The 16,925-nt window shown below is 62.1% G+C and carries 18 protein-coding genes; 11 read left to right on the plus strand and 7 right to left on the minus strand.

What is annotated here, in order from left to right; translation table 11 throughout:
• Positions 1–9: 9 nt before the first annotated feature.
• The 7 genes from AC07W7_RS01645 to AC07W7_RS01675 all read left to right on the plus strand — a co-directional run bounded on the left by AC07W7_RS01645 (position 10) and on the right by AC07W7_RS01675 (position 7,779).
• Positions 10–912, plus strand: coding sequence for a peptidylprolyl isomerase (locus AC07W7_RS01645; RefSeq protein ID WP_495038495.1), 903 nt, complete (start codon positions 10–12; stop codon positions 910–912).
• 1 nt (position 913) lies between these two features.
• Entirely contained in the window at positions 914–1,900 is a 987-nt protein-coding gene (moaA, locus tag AC07W7_RS01650) for a GTP 3',8-cyclase MoaA (protein ID WP_495038496.1), read from the plus strand.
• 133 nt (positions 1,901–2,033) lie between these two features.
• Positions 2,034–3,086 (plus strand): PDDEXK nuclease domain-containing protein, encoded by a 1,053-nt coding sequence (locus tag AC07W7_RS01655; RefSeq protein WP_495038614.1) that lies wholly within the window; start codon positions 2,034–2,036, stop codon positions 3,084–3,086.
• Between the two features lie 96 nt (positions 3,087–3,182).
• Positions 3,183–5,177, plus strand: a complete 1,995-nt coding sequence (locus AC07W7_RS01660; protein WP_495038497.1) for a ribonucleoside triphosphate reductase — start codon at positions 3,183–3,185, stop codon at positions 5,175–5,177.
• 35 nt (positions 5,178–5,212) lie between these two features.
• Positions 5,213–5,368, plus strand: a complete 156-nt coding sequence (nrdD, locus tag AC07W7_RS01665; protein ID WP_038441552.1) for an anaerobic ribonucleoside-triphosphate reductase — start codon at positions 5,213–5,215, stop codon at positions 5,366–5,368.
• Positions 5,365–6,060, plus strand: a complete 696-nt coding sequence (locus tag AC07W7_RS01670) for an anaerobic ribonucleoside-triphosphate reductase activating protein (protein ID WP_495038498.1) — start codon at positions 5,365–5,367, stop codon at positions 6,058–6,060. Before nrdD ends, AC07W7_RS01670 begins: the two co-directional genes overlap by 4 nt.
• 99 nt (positions 6,061–6,159) lie before the next feature.
• On the plus strand, positions 6,160–7,779 hold the full coding sequence (locus AC07W7_RS01675) for a methyl-accepting chemotaxis protein (RefSeq protein ID WP_495038499.1): 1,620 nt from the start codon (positions 6,160–6,162) through the stop codon (positions 7,777–7,779).
• A gap of 147 nt (positions 7,780–7,926) precedes the next feature.
• On the opposite strand, the gene AC07W7_RS01680 is transcribed toward AC07W7_RS01675, so the two are convergent.
• From AC07W7_RS01680 to AC07W7_RS01695, 4 genes are read right to left on the minus strand one after another with little or no spacing between them, the layout of a single operon-like run.
• Entirely contained in the window at positions 7,927–9,252 is a 1,326-nt protein-coding gene (locus AC07W7_RS01680) for a 4Fe-4S binding protein (protein WP_495038615.1), read from the minus strand.
• A gap of 32 nt (positions 9,253–9,284) precedes the next feature.
• Positions 9,285–10,136, minus strand: a complete 852-nt coding sequence (locus AC07W7_RS01685) for an FTR1 family iron permease (RefSeq protein ID WP_495038500.1) — start codon at positions 10,134–10,136, stop codon at positions 9,285–9,287.
• Positions 10,137–10,153: 17 nt separating this feature from the next.
• The gene (locus AC07W7_RS01690; protein WP_076961120.1) at positions 10,154–10,477 is read right to left on the minus strand and encodes a cupredoxin domain-containing protein; all 324 of its coding nucleotides are present in this window, start codon (positions 10,475–10,477) and stop codon (positions 10,154–10,156) included.
• Positions 10,478–11,008: an iron transporter gene (locus AC07W7_RS01695; protein WP_076961119.1), complete on the minus strand. Its 531-nt coding sequence runs from the start codon at positions 11,006–11,008 to the stop codon at positions 10,478–10,480.
• 176 nt (positions 11,009–11,184) lie between these two features.
• Between AC07W7_RS01695 and AC07W7_RS01700 the strand changes: the two genes are divergently transcribed.
• The gene (locus AC07W7_RS01700) at positions 11,185–11,394 is read left to right on the plus strand and encodes a DUF3079 domain-containing protein (RefSeq protein WP_076961118.1); all 210 of its coding nucleotides are present in this window, start codon (positions 11,185–11,187) and stop codon (positions 11,392–11,394) included.
• Positions 11,395–11,600: 206 nt separating this feature from the next.
• Here AC07W7_RS01700 and AC07W7_RS01705 read toward each other — a convergent pair whose 3' ends face one another.
• Together AC07W7_RS01705 and AC07W7_RS01710 are read right to left on the minus strand one after the other, a co-directional pair.
• Positions 11,601–12,485 (minus strand): alpha/beta hydrolase, encoded by an 885-nt coding sequence (locus tag AC07W7_RS01705; RefSeq protein WP_076961117.1) that lies wholly within the window; start codon positions 12,483–12,485, stop codon positions 11,601–11,603.
• A gap of 74 nt (positions 12,486–12,559) precedes the next feature.
• Complete coding sequence (locus tag AC07W7_RS01710) at positions 12,560–13,729, minus strand: GGDEF domain-containing protein (RefSeq protein WP_495038501.1); 1,170 nt, start codon at positions 13,727–13,729, stop codon at positions 12,560–12,562.
• Positions 13,730–13,915: 186 nt separating this feature from the next.
• On the opposite strand from AC07W7_RS01710, the gene AC07W7_RS01715 reads away from it, so the two are divergent.
• The 3 genes from AC07W7_RS01715 (at position 13,916) to AC07W7_RS01725 (ending at position 16,042) form a co-directional block, all read left to right on the plus strand.
• The gene (locus tag AC07W7_RS01715) at positions 13,916–14,536 is read left to right on the plus strand and encodes a GDP-mannose pyrophosphatase (protein WP_495038502.1); all 621 of its coding nucleotides are present in this window, start codon (positions 13,916–13,918) and stop codon (positions 14,534–14,536) included.
• Positions 14,537–14,775: 239 nt separating this feature from the next.
• A complete protein-coding gene (locus AC07W7_RS01720) occupies positions 14,776–15,141 on the plus strand; it encodes a hypothetical protein (RefSeq protein WP_130898180.1) in 366 nt (121 codons plus the stop codon).
• Between the two features lie 313 nt (positions 15,142–15,454).
• On the plus strand, positions 15,455–16,042 hold the full coding sequence (locus AC07W7_RS01725; protein WP_495038503.1) for a LysE family translocator: 588 nt from the start codon (positions 15,455–15,457) through the stop codon (positions 16,040–16,042).
• Position 16,043: 1 nt separating this feature from the next.
• Here AC07W7_RS01725 and AC07W7_RS01730 read toward each other — a convergent pair whose 3' ends face one another.
• Entirely contained in the window at positions 16,044–16,865 is an 822-nt protein-coding gene (locus tag AC07W7_RS01730; RefSeq protein WP_169864113.1) for a helix-turn-helix transcriptional regulator, read from the minus strand.
• Positions 16,866–16,925 lie beyond the last annotated feature (60 nt).

A 16,925-nucleotide genomic window follows, 5' to 3' on the forward strand; every position in this document is an offset into this window, starting at 1 on the left:
GAGAACGTCATGACGACAGGATGCGGATGTGGTGGCGGTGGCGGTTGCAGTTCTTCGGCCAAGGCGGTGGAAGTGGTGGTGCCCGAGGTCGAGGTGGCGGTTGAGCCGCAATTGATCGCCAGCAGCGAGCAGGAATGGCCGATTGTCAGCGTCAACGGGGTGCTGATCAGCCCCGAGACGATGGCCCAGGAGCTGCAATATCACCCGGCGCAAAGCCGCGAGGAGGCGGTGTTCCTCGCCGCCCGCGCGCTGGTGATCCGTGAGCTGTTGCAGCAGCGGATTCGCGAGTTGGGTGTGCAACTGGAAGTGGGCGCCGGCGAGAACGAAGAAGAGGCGGCGACCCGCCTGTTGCTGGAGCGCGAAGTCAAGGTGCCGGACTGTGACGAGGCTACCTGTGTGCGCTACTTCGAGAGCAATCGCGGGCGCTTTCACAGCGCGCCGTTGCTGGCGGTGCGGCACATCCTGCTGGAGTGCGCGCCGGATGACGCCGAGGCGCGGCATGTGGCGCACTCCCAGGCCGAGGTGCTGTTGCTGAGCCTGGAAGAGACGCCCGGCGCGTTTGCCGAACTGGCGCTGAAGTATTCGGCGTGCCCCTCCAAGGCCCAGGGCGGCTCCCTGGGGCAGGTCAGCAAGGGCCAGACCGTGCCGGAGCTGGAGCGCCAGTTGTTCACCCTGGCGCCGGGCCTGGCCGGCAAACCCCTGGAAAGCCGCTACGGCTGGCATGTGATCTGCGTCGATCAACGCATCGAAGGCCAGGCGCTGCCATACGAGGCGGTGGCTACGGCGATCCGCACCCAGTTGCAGCAAGGGGTGTGGCAGAAGGCGCTGGTGCAATACCTGCAAACCCTGATTGGCGCGGCCGATGTGCGTGGCATCGCGTTGCAGGGCGCCGACTCGCCGCTGGTGCAGTGACATGAGCCTGGTGGATGGTGTGGGCCGTTCCATTGACTACCTGCGGTTGTCGGTGACCGATCGTTGTGATTTTCGTTGTGTGTATTGCATGGCGAAAAACATGACCTTCCTGCCGCGCCAGCAGGTGCTGACCTTGGAGGAGCTGCAACGGCTGGCGACGGTGTTCGTCAGCCAGGGTGTGCGCAAGATCCGCCTGACCGGGGGCGAACCGCTGATCCGTCCGGGCATTGTCGAGCTGTGCCGCCATATCGCCGCGTTGCCTGGCCTGCGCGAACTGGTGATGACCAGCAACGGCTCGCAACTGGGCCGTCTGGCACGACCGCTGGTGGAGGCCGGAGTCAAGCGCATGAACATCAGCCTCGACAGCCTCGATCCTGAACGCTTTCGCGCGATTACCCGCAACGGCGACCTGCGCCAGGTACTGGACGGTATCGAGGCGGCACGGGATGCCGGGTTCGAGCGGGTCAAGCTCAACTGCGTGGTGATGCAAGGGCGCAACTTCGATGAAGTCCCGGCGCTGGTGCAGTACGCCATCGACCAGGGCATCGATATCAGCTTTATCGAAGAGATGCCATTGGGCGATGTAGGGCGCTCGCGGGGCGAATCCTTCTGCTCCAGCGAGCAGGTCCGGGCGTTGATTGCTGAACATCACCCGCTGCTCGACAGCCCCGAAAACAGCGGCGGCCCGGCGCGCTATGTACGCCTGGCCCGGCATCCGCAGACGCGCATCGGCTTTATCTCGCCCAACTCCCATAACTTCTGCGCCAGCTGCAACCGGGTGCGGATGACGGTGGAAGGGCAGTTGCTGCTGTGCCTGGGGCAGGACAATGCGGTGGATTTTCGGGCGCTGGTACGCCGCTATCCACTGGATGACCGGCCGTTGGTGGAAGCGCTGCACAAGGCGTTGCGGGACAAGCCATTGCGCCATGATTTCACCGGGCAGGGCGAGGTGCAGGTGGTGCGGTTTATGAATATGAGTGGGGGGTGAGGAGGTGCTGGAACCCTGTTGCATAGTAGTTCCCGTCATTTTGTATCAAGGGCATTCCGCTGGCCCGCGTGGCTTTTTTCCGTCGTTACCATTGCTGGTTTCTACAACGTGCAATATCGACAAGGAACTCGGAATGAATCGATCAGATGATGGCCTCACCACACCACCTGAGGGATATGGCGACTGGCTGAAGGAGCTGAAAAACCGCATCCACTCAGCCCAGATGCGTGCATCCCTGGCGGTAAACCGCGAGCTTGTGCTGCTGTACTGGCAGATTGGTCAGGACATCTTGACCCGACAGGCGCAGCAGGGGTGGGGAGCCAAAGTCATTGAGCGTCTAGCGCGGGATTTGCGTTCGGCTTTTCCTGATATGAAAGGTTTTTCGCCGCGTAACCTCAAGTATATGCGCGCATTTGCTGAAGCCTGGCCGGAGGCTGAGTTTGTGCAAGGGGTGCTTGCACAATTGCCTTGGTATCACCAAGTAGCGCTGCTCGATAAGCTGCCCGGCCCCGAAACCCGCCGCTGGTACGCCGCCCAAGCCATTGAACACAACTGGTCACGCAATATTCTGGTCATGCAAATCGAGACCCGTTTGCTGGAGCGTAGTGGCAATGCTGTCAGCAACTTTGAAAACCTGCTGCCCAAGCCCCAATCGGACTTGGCCCGCGAGTCGCTGAAAGATCCCTATCGTTTCGACTTTCTGGGGCTGACCCTGGACGCGCAGGAGCGTGAGATCGAAAGCGCACTGATCAAGCATGTCACCGACTTTCTACTGGAGTTGGGGGCAGGCTTTGCCTTCGTCGGCAAGCAGGTACTGCTGGATGTGGGCGGCGAGGAGTTCTTTATTGACCTGCTGTTTTATCACCTGAAACTGCGCTGTTACGTCGCTATTGAGCTCAAGGCCGGCAAGTTCAAGCCAGAGCATCTGGGGCAGTTGGGTTTTTACCTCGCCGCGGTGGACGCCCAACTCAAGCACCCACAAGACAGCCCCACCATTGGTTTGCTGCTGTGCAAAAGCAAAAACAAGATCGTGGCTGAATATGCCTTGCGCGACAGCGCTCGACCCATCGGGGTGGCGGAGTACCAGTTGGTCGGCTCCCTCCCGGCAGAACTGCAAACCAGCTTGCCCAGCATCGAACAGATTGAACGTGAACTGGCCTGTGACGATACCTCTGCGCAAACTTGACCCTGGTCAATTGCAACCCACCTTTCACTGCGTACCATCACTGCATATTGTGTTTATAAAAATTATTAAATCTATATGTAGTGTTTGGAGCCCCCAATGCAGATCACCTCAAGCCCGCTGGCCAGTACCCGCCTACACAAGCGCGATGGCACCCTTGTTGCCTTTGACGCCGAGAAAATCCGCCAGGCGATGATCGCCGCGGGCAACGCCACCGGTGAGTATCAGGATGCCGAGGTCGATCTGTTGTTGGGGGCGGTGCTTGCCCGGTTGCGCGGGATTGTTCGTCTGGATGTGGAGCAGATCCAGGACAGTGTTGAGCGGGTGCTGATGGATGCCGGGTACTTTCTGGCGATGCGCGCCTATATCGTCTACCGCGAGCAGCATGGGCGCCTGCGTCGGGATCGCAAGACCCTGGTGGAGGTCGCCACCTCGATGAACGAGTACCTCGACCGTGAAGACTGGCGCGTGCAGGCCAACGCCAACCAGGGCTATTCCCTGGGCGGGCTGGTGCTCAATGTGTCGGGCAAGGTTACCGCCAATTACTGGCTGGACGAGGTCTACAGCCAGGAGATCGGCCAGGCCCACCGCGAGGCGGACTTGCATATCCATGACCTGGACATGCTCGCCGGCTATTGCGCCGGCTGGTCCCTGCGCACACTGCTGCACGAAGGCCTCAATGGCGTGCCGGGCCGCGTTGAAGCCGGGCCGCCCAAGCATCTGGGCAGCGCCCTGGGGCAGATGGTCAATTTCCTCGGCACCCTGCAGAACGAGTGGGCCGGCGCCCAGGCGTTCAGCTCGTTCGACACCTACCTGGCGCCCTTTGTGCGCAAGGACCAACTGACGTTCCCCGAGATCCGCCAGGCGGTGCAGGAGTTCATCTACAACCTCAACGTGCCATCGCGCTGGGGCACCCAGACGCCGTTTACCAACCTCACATTCGACTGGGTCTGCCCGCAGGACCTGCGCGAGCAGATCCCGATTATTGGCGGCGAAGAAATGCCGTTTGCCTACGGCGACCTGCAAGCGGAAATGGAGCTGATCAACCGCGCCTACATCGAAGTGATGCAGGCGGGCGACGCCAAGGGCCGGGTATTTACCTTCCCGATCCCCACCTACAACATCACCCATGACTTCCCGTGGGACAGCGAAAACGCCGACCGCCTGTTCGAGATGACCGCGCGCTACGGCCTGCCGTACTTCCAGAACTTCCTCAACTCCGATATGCAGCCCAACCAGGTGCGCTCGATGTGCTGCCGCTTGCAACTGGACGTGCGCGAGTTGCTCAAGCGTGGCGGCGGGTTGTTCGGCTCGGCGGAGCAGACCGGCTCCTTGGGCGTGGTGACGATCAACTGCGCGCGCCTGGGCTATCTGTTCAAGGGCGACACCAGTGGCCTGCTGCAACGCCTGGACCACTTGATGGAACTGGCGATGGAAAGCCTGGAGGTCAAGCGCAAAGTGATCCAGCACCACATGGATGCCGGCTTGTACCCCTACACCAAGCGCTACCTGGGCACCTTGCGCAATCACTTCTCCACCATTGGCCTTAACGGCATGCACGAGATGCTGCGCAACTTCACCGGGGACGAGGAGGGCACGCACACCGCCCGTGGCCGTGAGTTTGCGTTGCAGGTGCTGGACCATGTGCGCGCCACATTGCTGCGCTTCCAGGAAGACACCGGCCACCTGTACAACCTGGAAGCCACGCCGGCCGAAGGCACCACCTACCGGTTTGCCAAGGAAGACCTCAAGCGCTTCCCCGCCATCCTCCAGGCCGGCAGCCTTGACGCGCCGTACTACACCAACTCCTCGCAGCTGCCGGTGGGCTATACCGAGGACCCCTTCGAGGCCCTGGAGCTGCAAGACGAACTGCAATGCAAATACACCGGCGGCACCGTGCTGCACCTGTATATGGCCGAGCAGATCTCCTCGGCCCAGGCCTGCAAGCAACTGGTGCGCAAGGCCCTGGGGCGCTTCCGCCTGCCGTACCTGACGGTGACGCCGACGTTCTCCATCTGCCCAGTGCATGGCTACCTGGCGGGCGAACATGAGTTCTGCCCCAAGTGTGACGAAGCCCTGGGCATCGCCCTGTAGACGCCAACCCTATTCCAACCCCAAGGAGATTCACCATGCAAACCTCCCAGCCCCAACGCCAACGCTGTGAAGTCTGGACCCGTGTCATGGGCTACCACCGACCGGTTTCGGCCTTCAACCCCGGCAAACAATCGGAGCACCGTGAGCGTGCGCACTTTACCGAAAGTGCCGCTGCGGCCGGGCGCCAATGAGTCGAGCGCTACGGGTCGGGGGCCTGGTGCCCCTGACCACCCTCGACTACCCCGGCATGCTCGCCTGCGTGCTGTTTTGCCAGGGCTGTGCCTGGCGGTGTCGGTACTGCCATAACCCGGACCTGATCCCCCCTCGCGGCAGCGATGAGGTGGATTGGCGCCGGGTTTTGCTGTTTCTGCAACGGCGCCAGGACCTGTTGGACGCCGTGGTGTTCAGCGGTGGCGAACCGACCTTGCAGGAAGGCCTGCCGGTCGCCATGGACGAAGTACGCCAGATGGGTTTTCGCATCGGCCTGCACAGCGCCGGGATCAAGCCCACGGCGTTTGCCCATGCCCTGGCCCATGCCGATTGGGTCGGTTTCGACGTCAAGGCCCTGGCCGAGGACTGCCAGTTGATCACCCAGGTCAAGGGCAGCGGCGCCGCCAATTGGCGCAGCCTCGACCTGTTGCTGCACAGCGGTGTGGACTATGAGTGCCGCACCACCGTGCACTGGCACCTGATCGACCCACAGCGCCTCTTGCTGCTGGCCCAGCGTTTGCAGGAACGGGGCGTCAAGCGCTTCGCCGTACAACGGGTGCGTACTGCACGCATGCTCGATGAGCAGTTGCCGAGCGTTTCGGCACAGGCCTTGCTGCCTGAACTATGGGAGAAAATGCGGGCACTGTTCCCGGCATTTGTTTTACGGGGCTGATCCCTTCGCGGACCCCTTTCAAGCGTGGCGATTGAACTCCCACCGGATTTTCAAAGATGCTGCCCCCTGGGGGCAGGTATTCATCAGGGAGCTTATGACATGACTCGATTAACCACCGCCCGCCGCATCGCGATCGGCTTTGCTATCGCACCCCTGGCCCTGGCCGGCATGGCGCTCTACGCCTTGCATGACCTGGGCACCCTCAAGCAACAATCGGAACTGATCGTGCAGCAGGACTGGCCGAAAATCGCCCCGATCATGGTGATTGCCACCGGCGTGCGCGACAACGGCCGTAATACCCGCGACTTGCTGATCGACCAGGACAACCAGGCCGCCCAGCAGGCGATTGGCGCCACGCGGCAACGCATCACCGAGGCCTTCACCCAGTTGGAGCCGCTGTTCGTCACGCCCGCTGGCCAGGCCGCCTATGCCGACCTGAAGCAGCATCGCGAGGCCTATGTCGCCGCCTTTACCCAGGTGCAGGCGCTGATCCGCCAGGGCGCCCATGCCGAGGGCGTGACCCGGCTCAAGCAAAACGTGCAACCCGCCGAGCAGGCCGTATTCAAGAGCCTGGAGGCGATGATGGCCCTGCAGGGGCAGATCTTTACTGAGCGCGAACACGCGGCGCAGACCCTGTACAGCGAGGCGCGGCGCAATATGCTGGGGCTGTTCCTGCTGTGCGTGGCCCTGGTGGTGGCGGCAGCGGTGATCGTCACCCGCAGCGTGACCCGGCCCCTGGGCGGCGAGCCCGACGAGGCGGCGCGAGTGTTGAGCCAGATCGCCCAGGGCGACCTGACCACCGTGGTGCCAACGGCGGGCAGCGCCGATGGCAGTGTGATGAAAAACATGCAGCAGATGCAGCACAACCTCAACGAAATGGTGCGCCAGATCGCCGCGTCGGTGGACCGCGTGGCCAGTTCTTCCGAGGAGTTGAGCGCGGTCAGCAGCCAAACCAGCAGCAGCCTGCAGTCGCAAGGCATGGAGATCGAGCAGGCCGCCACGGCGGTCAATGAGATGACGGCAGCCGTGGATGAGGTGGCGCGCAATGCCGTGAGCACCAGCGAAGCCTCGCGTGTGTCGGCACAGACCGCCCAGCTTGGCCGTGATCAGGTGCAGGAAACGGTCGCCTCGATCAGCACCCTGGCCGACGGGGTCAGCGGCACTTCGGTGCGTATCCAGCAACTGGCCGGGCGGGTGCAGGACATCAGCGGCGTGTTGGAGGTGATCCGCAGCATTGCCGACCAGACCAACCTGCTGGCGCTCAACGCCGCCATCGAAGCGGCACGGGCCGGGGACGCCGGGCGCGGGTTTGCGGTGGTGGCCGATGAGGTCCGGGCCCTGGCCCACCGCACCCAGGCCTCGACCCAGGAGATCGAGCAGATGATCGGCAATATCCGCCTGGACACCGAACAGGCCGTGACCGCGATGCAGGACAGCAGCGACCTGGTGCGGACCACCTTGAGCGTGGCCCAGCGCTCGGGCCAGGCCCTGGAAGCGATTACCCAGTCGATCTCGCAGATCAACGAACGCAACCTGATGATCGCCAGCGCCACCGAAGAGCAGGCGCTGGTGGCACGGGAGGTGGATCGTAACCTGGTGGGCATTCGCACCCTGTCCGAGCAGGTCTTGCTCGGGGCCCGGCATACCGATACGGCAGGGCATGAACTGGCACAGATGGCCGGGGAGCTGCACTTGATGGTTGCCAGGTTCCGCGTCTAGCGCTGGGCCTGTGGGAGCGGGCTTGCTCGCGATGGCGATGTGTTAGTCAATATATTCGGTGACTGAAGCACCGCTATCGCGAGCAAGCCCGCTCCCACACAAGCCCCGAATTTGATCTGCGCGGCGTTGAGCTAACTGAACGGCGTCTTACAGGCTCCAGCCCCAAAACTGTAGCCACCAGCCATACCCCACCAGCCCATTGCCCACCAGCAGGCAGCTCCAGGCCGCGCAACGTCGCGCCAGCGATAGGTCGGCCAGCTGTTTCCAGGCCAGCCACACACACCAGCCCAGCGCTGCGATCAGCAAGGCGCCACGCGCCGGTTGTACCCATTCGAGCAAGAGTCCTTCATAGCGCAGCAACTTCACCGTGGTGGCCGACAGCCCCAGAAACAGCCCGGCACCCCCGATGGGCGTCAAGGTCAGGGCCAGGGCCCAAGAGCGTGCCCGATCCCCGCTCAATCTTGCGCCCAGGTGCACCAGCCCCAGCAAGGCGCCGCCGAGCAGCAGGCTGCTGGCGCCCAGGTACGCGACGATGCAAAAACCATCCAGCCAACTGAAGCTGTCGTTGACCTGGGGGTAATGGGTCAACAGCCACCACGGCGCGCTGTCCTGCAATGGCCACAGCCAGTCATGCTCCACCAGCCATTGCGCCAGGCACTGCTTGAGCGTGATGAACCACGGGCTGACGGTCCACTGGAAGGCGCCCATTGCCAGGCCGATCACGCCGAACAACAACAGGCGCGTCTCCCACACCAACGTGGGTTTACGCGGGGCCTGGAGGATTTCGCTATTGCATGAGCGGGCAATCAACTGCACCGCGCCCCGTTGCCCGCTGCAACGGCCGCAGGCGTGGCAATCGCTGGCACCTTGCAGGCGGCGGATGTCCAGCAGCGGTGCGCAGTTGGGCAATGGCAGGCGCGGGCCGGCGTTGGCTTTCCAGCGTTGTTCGTCGACCTGGAAGTGCACCGGTGCCAGGCGTGCGAGCAGGGCGAATACGCCGCTGACCGGGCACAGGTAGCGGCACCACACCCGTTTGCCGCGCACGAACAACAGGCCCACCAGCACTGCGGCCACGGTTGAACCGCCGAGGATCAGCAAGGCCGCCTGGGCGTAGTCGTACACACTGATGAGCTGGCCGTAGAGGGTGGTCAGGCCAAAGCCCACGGTGGGCCAGCCGCCCCAGCGGATCCAGTTTGGAACACCCAGGCCGCGTCCATGGCGGCTGGCCCATTCGCTCAAGGACCCTTCGGGGCAGAGCACGCCGCACCACACGCGGCCGAACAACACGATGGACAGCACCACGAACGGCCACCACAGGCCCCAGAACAGGAACTGGGCCAGCAGCGTCAGGTTATCCAGCAGGCGTGCCTGGCTGGTGGGCAGCGCCAGCCAGGCGGGCACTATCAGCAACCCGGCGTAGAACAGCACCACCGCCCATTGCACGCCACGAATCAGTCGCCCATGGCGGCGCATGCCATCCCCCAGGCGTTGCAGCCAGGGGCCGTTCACAAGGGCGCTCGCCGGGCCCGGTACAGCCCGCGACCGACCAGCAACCAATAACCGGCGAGTACCAGCAGGGTGATCGTGCTGGGCGTTGCGCGGTAGCCGGCAAAGCCTGCGAGCACGGCGCCCAGGCCGTGGCTGTCACTGAGCAGGGGGCTGCTGTCCCACCAGGCTTCGCCCACCAGGGTGTAGACCCAGTCGGGCATGTCCATGGCCAGCAGTTGCCCGCCGATGCGTTCCACGGCGGCCACCAGCAAGGCGGCCGCCAACAGCAGTAACAGCACCTCGCTGAGGGCGAAAAACCGCGGCCAGGAAATCAACCGCCGCGTGCTGCGCAGCAGCATTACCGTCAGCCCGGCCAGCACCAGGCCGAGCAGGCCGCCAATGGCGAACAGGCCCAGTGCCGGGCCGTGCAACTGGGCGCCGGCACCGTACAGGAAGACTACGGTTTCGCTGCCTTCGCGGCTGACTGCCAGCAACGCCAGCAACGCCAGCAACAGCAACCCCAGGCCACCCTGGCGTGCTGCACGCTGCTCGGCGTCGCGCAGCAGGGTCTGGCGCAGGCCCGGCCCGTGGCGGTGCATCCAGAACACCATCTGCACCATCAGCAGGCTTGCCACCAGGGTCATGCCGGCCTGGAACCATTCGCCGCCGGGGCCGCTCATGGCTTCGCCGGCCCAGAGCATCAGGCCGGCCAGCCCGGCGGAACACAGCAGGCCCAGCACCACGCCGGCCCACAGGAAGCGCCCCAGGCGCGAGCCCTCGGGTTGCTGGCTGATCCAGGCCTGGAGGATGCCGATCACCAACAGCGCCTCGACGCTTTCGCGCCAGACGATAAACATCGATTGATTCATCAAAGGCTCCCGGGCCGTTATTCGGCGAGGATGCTGCCTGCGGGCAGCTGTAAGTTGAATTCGTCGAAAAACCCATAGGTGCCCGGCTTGAGCGGGTGGATCACCACAAAGGTGGTGACCCCGGGCGACAGCACTTTTTCCACGCGCAGCGGTGTGCTCTCGAACTCGGCCGGGCCCTGGCCGATGTTTTTCAGCACGATCTTGAAGCGCTGGCCGGCCGCCACCTTGAGCTGCGCCGGGGTGAAGTGGCCGTCTTGCAGGGTCAATTCATAGGTGGGCAACGGCGCGGCCAGGGCCGTGCCAGCAGCCAGCAGGGCGCAGAGGGCGAGGGGCAGGCGCATTCAGTAGCCGCCTTTTTTGCCAATCCCCGCGTAGACGAATTCATAGTGCACTTCACAGCGCTCGAACCAGGGCGCGACCCCGGTCTCTTTGTCGGTATGCCGGCCCAGAGAGCCATGGCCGCTGGGTGGCATCACGGTAAAGGTCAACTGGTATTTGCCAGGGCCCAGCAGCTTGACGTTGTCACCGTAGTGCGGCCCGTCGTTGGCCACCATGGCGTGGAACTCACCGATGATCGGGCTGGCGCCGCCTTGCTTTTGCAGGCGGAACGACACGTTCAGGTAGGGCACAAAACTGCCTTCCTGGAAGCCCTGCTGGTTGTCGGCGGTGGCGCGGATATCGGCCTCCAGGTGCACATCCGAATCGGCGGTGGCGCGCATCATGCCCGGTGGCGCCATCTCGATCGGTTGCAGATAGACCGCGCCGACTTCCAGGCCGGGACACATTTGTGGCTCGCCGATCGGGTATTCCTTGGCGACGGCCACGCCAGTCGACAACAGCAGGGCCAGTGACAGGGTGAAGGGGATACGCATGGGGGCTTCCTGACAGGGCAAATGAGAAGCCGAGTCTAGAAAGCTTTGCTGTAAACAATAATGATTCTTGTCAAGTTTCCAGGGATATACACACAACCCTTCTTGACGTTGGTCAAGGCTGTGGGCCTGTAGCGACCGTAGGATCAAATCACTGCCCACCGCTGTGGAGCCTGCTCATGGCCAAGCCGTTCCCGCTCAACCCCAAACACCCCGAGCGCATTTGCTGGGGCTGTGATCGTTACTGCGCGACCACCGCCCTGGCCTGCGGCAATGGTGCCGATCGCACCATGCATCCGGCCGAGATGATCGGTGAGGACTGGTACCTGCATGGCGATTGGGGGATTGAAGTGCCGATTGCTACGGATAAGGTGCCAGAGGCCAACTGACCGGCCGTTTCGGCAAGCCCCTGGCCCAAAATACAAAAAGAGTTGTCCACGAAAACCGTGGGTATCTCTGTGGATAACCTTGCGCGGGCCCGGCAGCGCTGGCGATTTAACCTGCGGTCAATATTTGATCAGGATCGTTTGCAGGCCTTTTTGCGCGAGGCTTGCGCTTGACACGCCTCGCTGAAATCGGTGCCGGATCCGCCGTTTTACAGCAAACCCTGCAGTGCCTGGCGATAGGGGCGACCGCCCAGGCTCAGGCTGTTGTTGTGACTGGCCCCTGGTACCAGCAGCAAGTGCTTGGGCTCTTGGGCAGCATCAAACAATTGCTGGCTGAAACGCGGCGGCACATAGCGGTCGTCGAGGCCATGCACCACCAGCAAGGGCATGTGGATATCGGCGATCTTGTCGATGGAATCGAACTTCTGCGACAGCACCCAGCGCACCGGCAGCGAGGTGTTGACCACGGCTGCGGCGACATCGGCCAGTGAGGTAAAGGTAGATTCGATCACCAGCCCCCGCACCGGCGGCGGCCGCTGTTGGCTGGCCGCCTGCTGGCCCAGTTCCGCCGCCAGGTCGATGGCCACGGCACCGCCCAGGGAGTGGCCGTAGATCAGGCGTTTGCGCGGATCGGGTTGCAGCACCTGGAAGCGCTCCCAGGCAATCCGCGCATCCTCGTAGACGCTGCGCTCGGACGGCAGGTCGCCCCGGCTCTGGCCAAACCCCCGATAGTCGATGGCCAGTACCGAGTAGCCCTGGGCGTGCAGTTGCTCGATGCGAAACAGTTGGCCCGTGAGGTTCCAGCGCACGCCGTGCAGGTACAGGATCGCCGGCGCGTCTTTTTTCGCAGCTGGCCACCACCAGCCATGCAGGCTCTGCCCGGACTTGAAGCTGGCGGGCTTGAGCTCGAACTCCTGCACCGCGTTTGGCAGGCCACGATACCAGCTGGCAGTACCGGGCTCGATACGAAACACCAGCTCGCGCTCCTTGTGTTGCAGCACATGGCAGCCTACCGGCAGGCCGAGGACCAGCAGCGCCATGCATAGCAGGGGCAACCAACGCAAACGCAGGCGCGAGAGAAAACGTGAGGACATAAAGGTTCCAGGACCGGAGCGAAGCAGGATTTTTACCAGATGCCTTGCCCGTAAAGAAAATATTCAGACCATCGTCAGGGGGCGATTGCTTGCAAAGTGTTACAGGCCGTCTGCACACGGTTGCGCCCCTGATCCTTGGCGCGGTACAGCGCCTGGTCGGCCTGGGACAGCAGGCGTGACAGATCGTGGCATTGAGCGGTGGTGGTCACCACCCCGATGCTCACACTGAGAAACCCCGGCGCCAGCAGGTCCAGCGCGGCGAACTGCTGGCGAATGCGTTCGGCCACCTGTACGGCGCCTTGCTCATCGGTATTGGCCAGCAGGCAGGCAAACTCTTCGCCGCCAATGCGCGCAAACAAATCGTGCTTGCGCAAGATCGCCGAGGTCAGCCGGCTGAACGCGATCAGCGCCTGGTCGCCCATGGGGTGGCCGAAGCTGTCGTTCAGGCGCTTGAAGTAATCCAGGTCACACAGCAGCAGGGTCACCGGTTGCCGGCGTTGCGTGCTGTCGGCCAGCAGTTGCTCGCCGTGCAGCATGAAGGCGCGGCGGTTGCCGATGCCGGTCAATACATCGCTGAACGCGGCGGCCTTGAAATTGAGTTCGGCGCGCTCCTTGACCATCGCCAGCGTGACGTAGGCGATACCGATGGCATACAGCATCGACTCGAACAGCATGAACGAGAAGAGCTGTACGCCTTCGCCCATCAGCGTGTGCTGGTTCTTGAAGGGCATGCCGGGATCGATCACGGCGCGCACACAGTAGAACGTGGTGTGCAACAGCATCAGCCCCACCGCCGGCAGATAGGCCACTTGCAGGTGTTGGCGATGGCGCCATAACTCCAGCGCCGACAGCACACCGTAGCTCGCCGCTACCAGGGAATACAGCGACACCCGGCTGGACATCGAGCCGTAGAACTGCGGGACCAGGCACATCAAGACCCAGAGCACCGGGCCTGCGAGGATGCCCGGCAGGTGGGGCTTGCCTTGGACAAACACGCGCATGGCGGTCCAGTTCATTGCCGCGCCCAACAGCAACACCACATTGCCCAGCACCAACGCGACAAAATCCACGCCCACACCGCGCACTACCATCAAGGCGGTGCCGAGGGAGGCCAGCAATAGCATCACCCCCAGATAGCCCAGGGTCGGCTCACGCACGCGATGCCAGGCATGCACGGTGAGCAGGCCCATCAGGCAAAAAACGAAGACCGCGACCAGCAATAGCGTCGGTATGTGCAGCATCATGTCCTTGACCCCGCGGGATGCACTGCCGAGATAACCCATCAGCCACAGGCCCGCGGGGTCATCCGGTGCAGAAAAGGCGCAATTGTAGCTGGATAACGTTCCGCAATGCTGGCCTATGGACAGCTTGACGCTGGCAGGGTGTCACCGACATGCTGCTCGCCCCTCTTTTTGACCAAAGGACCTGTCATGGACAACAGTCCCGTACGCATCACTGCCGAAGAACTGCTCTCGGACAACTGGTACCTGTTGAAAAAGTACAGTTTCGACCTGCGCCGCCGCGACGGCAGCTGGCAAGCCCAGACCCGCGAGGTGTACGACCGTGGCAACGGTGCGACCATCCTGCTGTACAACACCTTGCAGCGCACGGTGCTGCTGATCCGCCAGTTCCGCATGCCGGCCTTCGTCAATGGCCATGACGGCTACCTGATCGAAACCGCCGCCGGCCTGCTGGACAACGCCAGCCCTGAGGAACGCATCCGCCTGGAAGCCGAGGAAGAAACCGGTTACCGCGTAGGGCATGTGGAAAAAGTCTACTCGGCGTTCATGAGCCCGGGCTCGGTAACCGAGCGCATTCATTTCTTTATCGGTGAGTATCAGCCTGGCGATCGCGTAGGCGAGGGCGGTGGCCTGGAGGAGGAAGGCGAGGATATCGATGTGCTGGAATTGGGGTTTGACGAGGCCATTGCCATGGTTGCGCGTGGTGAGATTGTCGATGGCAAGACCATCATGCTCCTGCAATACCTGGAGCTGCGTTTGCTCAAGGTAGGGCTGACGCGGTCGCCCGGGAATGCCGACGAAACGGTATAGTCGAAATTTGCCTAGGCTTTCGCGCTATACCTGATTATGTAAAAAAACAACCTGTCATATTTGACAGTTGCGACTATCGCCTTCAGGTACTTTAATTATTTTTGTATTTAAAGTGCGTTAGTCGCAATAGCTATTCAATTGGATAGGGTGCTGAACTGTAATTCGGTGGTGCTACCTTCGTCTTGAAGGCTTCTTTGCGAAGATAAATAAGACATGAGTGGATAAAGGAGGGCGTCTGAATGCTGAAAAATAATCAAAAAAAAGGCATTCAATTTGAATGTTATCTAAAGAATATAGTGTTTTCTGGTGGTGGGGCAATGATCTTTGTGCTGGCGTTTGGAGTGAGTTCCGCTATGGCAGTTCCTCTATTGAGCGGTGGCTTTACGGGCTACAGCTCTTCTAGGGGATGTAATGGTTATAAGGTTTCTACCGCCACTGGTTCGCCGACGTTGTTAAGAAGTAAATCAGGATCCGGCGGGGAAGAAAACCTCTATGAAGTATGCAAGGATAGAGAGACTCTTGATAGTTTGATCGAGTTTTCTGATCGATTGTTTAGTCCCCGCTCGGCTCCGGGTGATGCTGCCGTTATACGAAGCAATAACTGAAATACGCTGATTTACTGTTTGCGGAATATTTAAATAATCCTAATTTTTTGTTATCGGGAATCTCTTTCCCAACTCACTCTATAACCTGTCGTGTGTTCTCTATCGGGCGAGTTTCTGTTGCCTGAGTGACCATGGGATGGCGTATCTAGCAGTATCCTGGATTTATCGACAGCCTCACAGCCGGAGCGGCGATTTGGCTGTGCCTGAGCGACATCCAGGCACCGCTGCCAAGGGGCATTTTCTTCAATACGCACTGGCTACAGGAACGTAGCGTACAGGCCTGTCCCCCTGTCATTACAAAAAAGGAAGTGCAATGAGTTTGCTCATGTCCATGGCCGCCTTCGCCCTGGCGACCTCCATTACCCCCGGCCCGGTCAATGTGGTCGCCCTCGGCTCGGGCGCGCGCTTTGGGTTTGCCGCCAGCCAGAAACACGTGGCCGGCGCGGCGCTGGGGTTTACGTTGCTGCTGGTGTTGATTGGCCTGGGCCTGCATGAGCTGCTGGTGCGTTGGCCGATCCTGACCCAGGGCATCCAGTGGGGCGGGGTCGTATTCCTGCTGTATATGGCCTACAAGCTGGCGATGGATGATGGCCGGCTGGAGGCGCAAGACGCGGCGGCTGCACCGTCGATGCTGTATGGCGCGGTGATGCAATGGCTCAACCCCAAGGCCTGGCTGGCGTGTGTGGCGGGCATGGGCCTGTTTGCCGCTGACGGTGAGGCTGCGCGTGTGTGGCAGCTGGCGGCGGTGTACCTGGTGATTTGCTACCTGTCGGTGGCGTGCTGGGCGTATGTGGGCACGTTCTTTCGCCGTTACCTTGGCAATGCCCGGGGCATGCGCCTGTTCAACCGGATCATGGCGCTGTTGCTGGTGATCAGTGTGGCGTACCTGCTGCTGGCATGAGTCAGCCGCGATACTGCCCAGGCGTGGCTGCCAGGTGTTGTTTGAACGTGCGCTGCAGATGCGCCTGGTCGGCAAAACCGGCGGCCAGTGCCACATCGGCAATCAACTGGCCGCTACGCAGTTGGTTGCGCGCAAACTGCACGCGCTGGTTGATCAGGAACGCATGGGGCGTCATGCCATAAGCCTGTTTGAAGGCCCGGATCAGGTACGACGGCGACAGCTGCGCCGCCTGGCAGATCGTTTCCAGTTTCAGCGCTTCGGTGCAGTGCTCGCGGATGTACTCGGCGGCGCGTTCCAGCTTGTGATTGACCTCCCGCGCAGGCAACGCCGCCGGGTTCAGGCGCGTTTGCACCGCCGTGAAAAAGCGCACCACGGCGCTGTGTTTATGCCGGGCGGCGGCGTGTTCGTCGATCAGCACGGCGTACAGTTCCAGCAGGCCGGCAAACAGCAGCGGGTCAGCGGTATGGGTGGCGTCGAAGCGGCGAAAACCCAAGTGGCTGGCAAACCCCAGCTGGTGTTGCAGGTCGGTCAGCCAGGGCGTGTCGATGTAGAGCATGTGATACGACCAGGGCTGGTCGTCGAGAGGGTTGCAGGCGTGCACGTCGCCAGGGTTCATCAGCACCACGGTGCCGCTGTGGACCTGGAAGGTGTCCGCGCCATGGAGATACAGGCTCTGCCCGGCGGTGATCGCGCCAATCGAGAAATGGTCGTGGGCATGCCGGGTGTAGCAGACCTTGCGCCCATCATCGATGGTGCGCGCCTCGATAAACGGCAGGCGAGGATCCCGCCAGAAGCGCGGGGCGGCCAGGTCGGGCAGCGACATGATGCAATCTCCGGGGAACCGTGTAGGGCCCCGATGATTGCACACAATACGCCGCCCATC

The sequence above is a fragment of the Pseudomonas sp. GW821-FHT01D09 genome (genome assembly GCF_059422465.1).

Coding starts and splice junctions, on each gene's coding strand:
- AC07W7_RS01645 (WP_495038495.1), top strand. CDS start 10: ATGACGACAGGATGCGGATGTGGTGGCGGTGGCGGTTGCAGTTCTTCG.
- moaA (WP_495038496.1), top strand. CDS start 914: ATGAGCCTGGTGGATGGTGTGGGCCGTTCCATTGACTACCTGCGGTTG.
- AC07W7_RS01655 (WP_495038614.1), top strand. CDS start 2,034: ATGAATCGATCAGATGATGGCCTCACCACACCACCTGAGGGATATGGC.
- AC07W7_RS01660 (WP_495038497.1), top strand. CDS start 3,183: ATGCAGATCACCTCAAGCCCGCTGGCCAGTACCCGCCTACACAAGCGC.
- nrdD (WP_038441552.1), top strand. CDS start 5,213: ATGCAAACCTCCCAGCCCCAACGCCAACGCTGTGAAGTCTGGACCCGT.
- AC07W7_RS01670 (WP_495038498.1), top strand. CDS start 5,365: ATGAGTCGAGCGCTACGGGTCGGGGGCCTGGTGCCCCTGACCACCCTC.
- AC07W7_RS01675 (WP_495038499.1), top strand. CDS start 6,160: ATGACTCGATTAACCACCGCCCGCCGCATCGCGATCGGCTTTGCTATC.
- AC07W7_RS01680 (WP_495038615.1), bottom strand. CDS start 9,252: ATGCGCCGCCATGGGCGACTGATTCGTGGCGTGCAATGGGCGGTGGTG.
- AC07W7_RS01685 (WP_495038500.1), bottom strand. CDS start 10,136: ATGAATCAATCGATGTTTATCGTCTGGCGCGAAAGCGTCGAGGCGCTG.
- AC07W7_RS01690 (WP_076961120.1), bottom strand. CDS start 10,477: ATGCGCCTGCCCCTCGCCCTCTGCGCCCTGCTGGCTGCTGGCACGGCC.
- AC07W7_RS01695 (WP_076961119.1), bottom strand. CDS start 11,008: ATGCGTATCCCCTTCACCCTGTCACTGGCCCTGCTGTTGTCGACTGGC.
- AC07W7_RS01700 (WP_076961118.1), top strand. CDS start 11,185: ATGGCCAAGCCGTTCCCGCTCAACCCCAAACACCCCGAGCGCATTTGC.
- AC07W7_RS01705 (WP_076961117.1), bottom strand. CDS start 12,485: ATGTCCTCACGTTTTCTCTCGCGCCTGCGTTTGCGTTGGTTGCCCCTG.
- AC07W7_RS01710 (WP_495038501.1), bottom strand. CDS start 13,729: ATGATGCTGCACATACCGACGCTATTGCTGGTCGCGGTCTTCGTTTTT.
- AC07W7_RS01715 (WP_495038502.1), top strand. CDS start 13,916: ATGGACAACAGTCCCGTACGCATCACTGCCGAAGAACTGCTCTCGGAC.
- AC07W7_RS01720 (WP_130898180.1), top strand. CDS start 14,776: ATGCTGAAAAATAATCAAAAAAAAGGCATTCAATTTGAATGTTATCTA.
- AC07W7_RS01725 (WP_495038503.1), top strand. CDS start 15,455: ATGAGTTTGCTCATGTCCATGGCCGCCTTCGCCCTGGCGACCTCCATT.
- AC07W7_RS01730 (WP_169864113.1), bottom strand. CDS start 16,865: ATGTCGCTGCCCGACCTGGCCGCCCCGCGCTTCTGGCGGGATCCTCGC.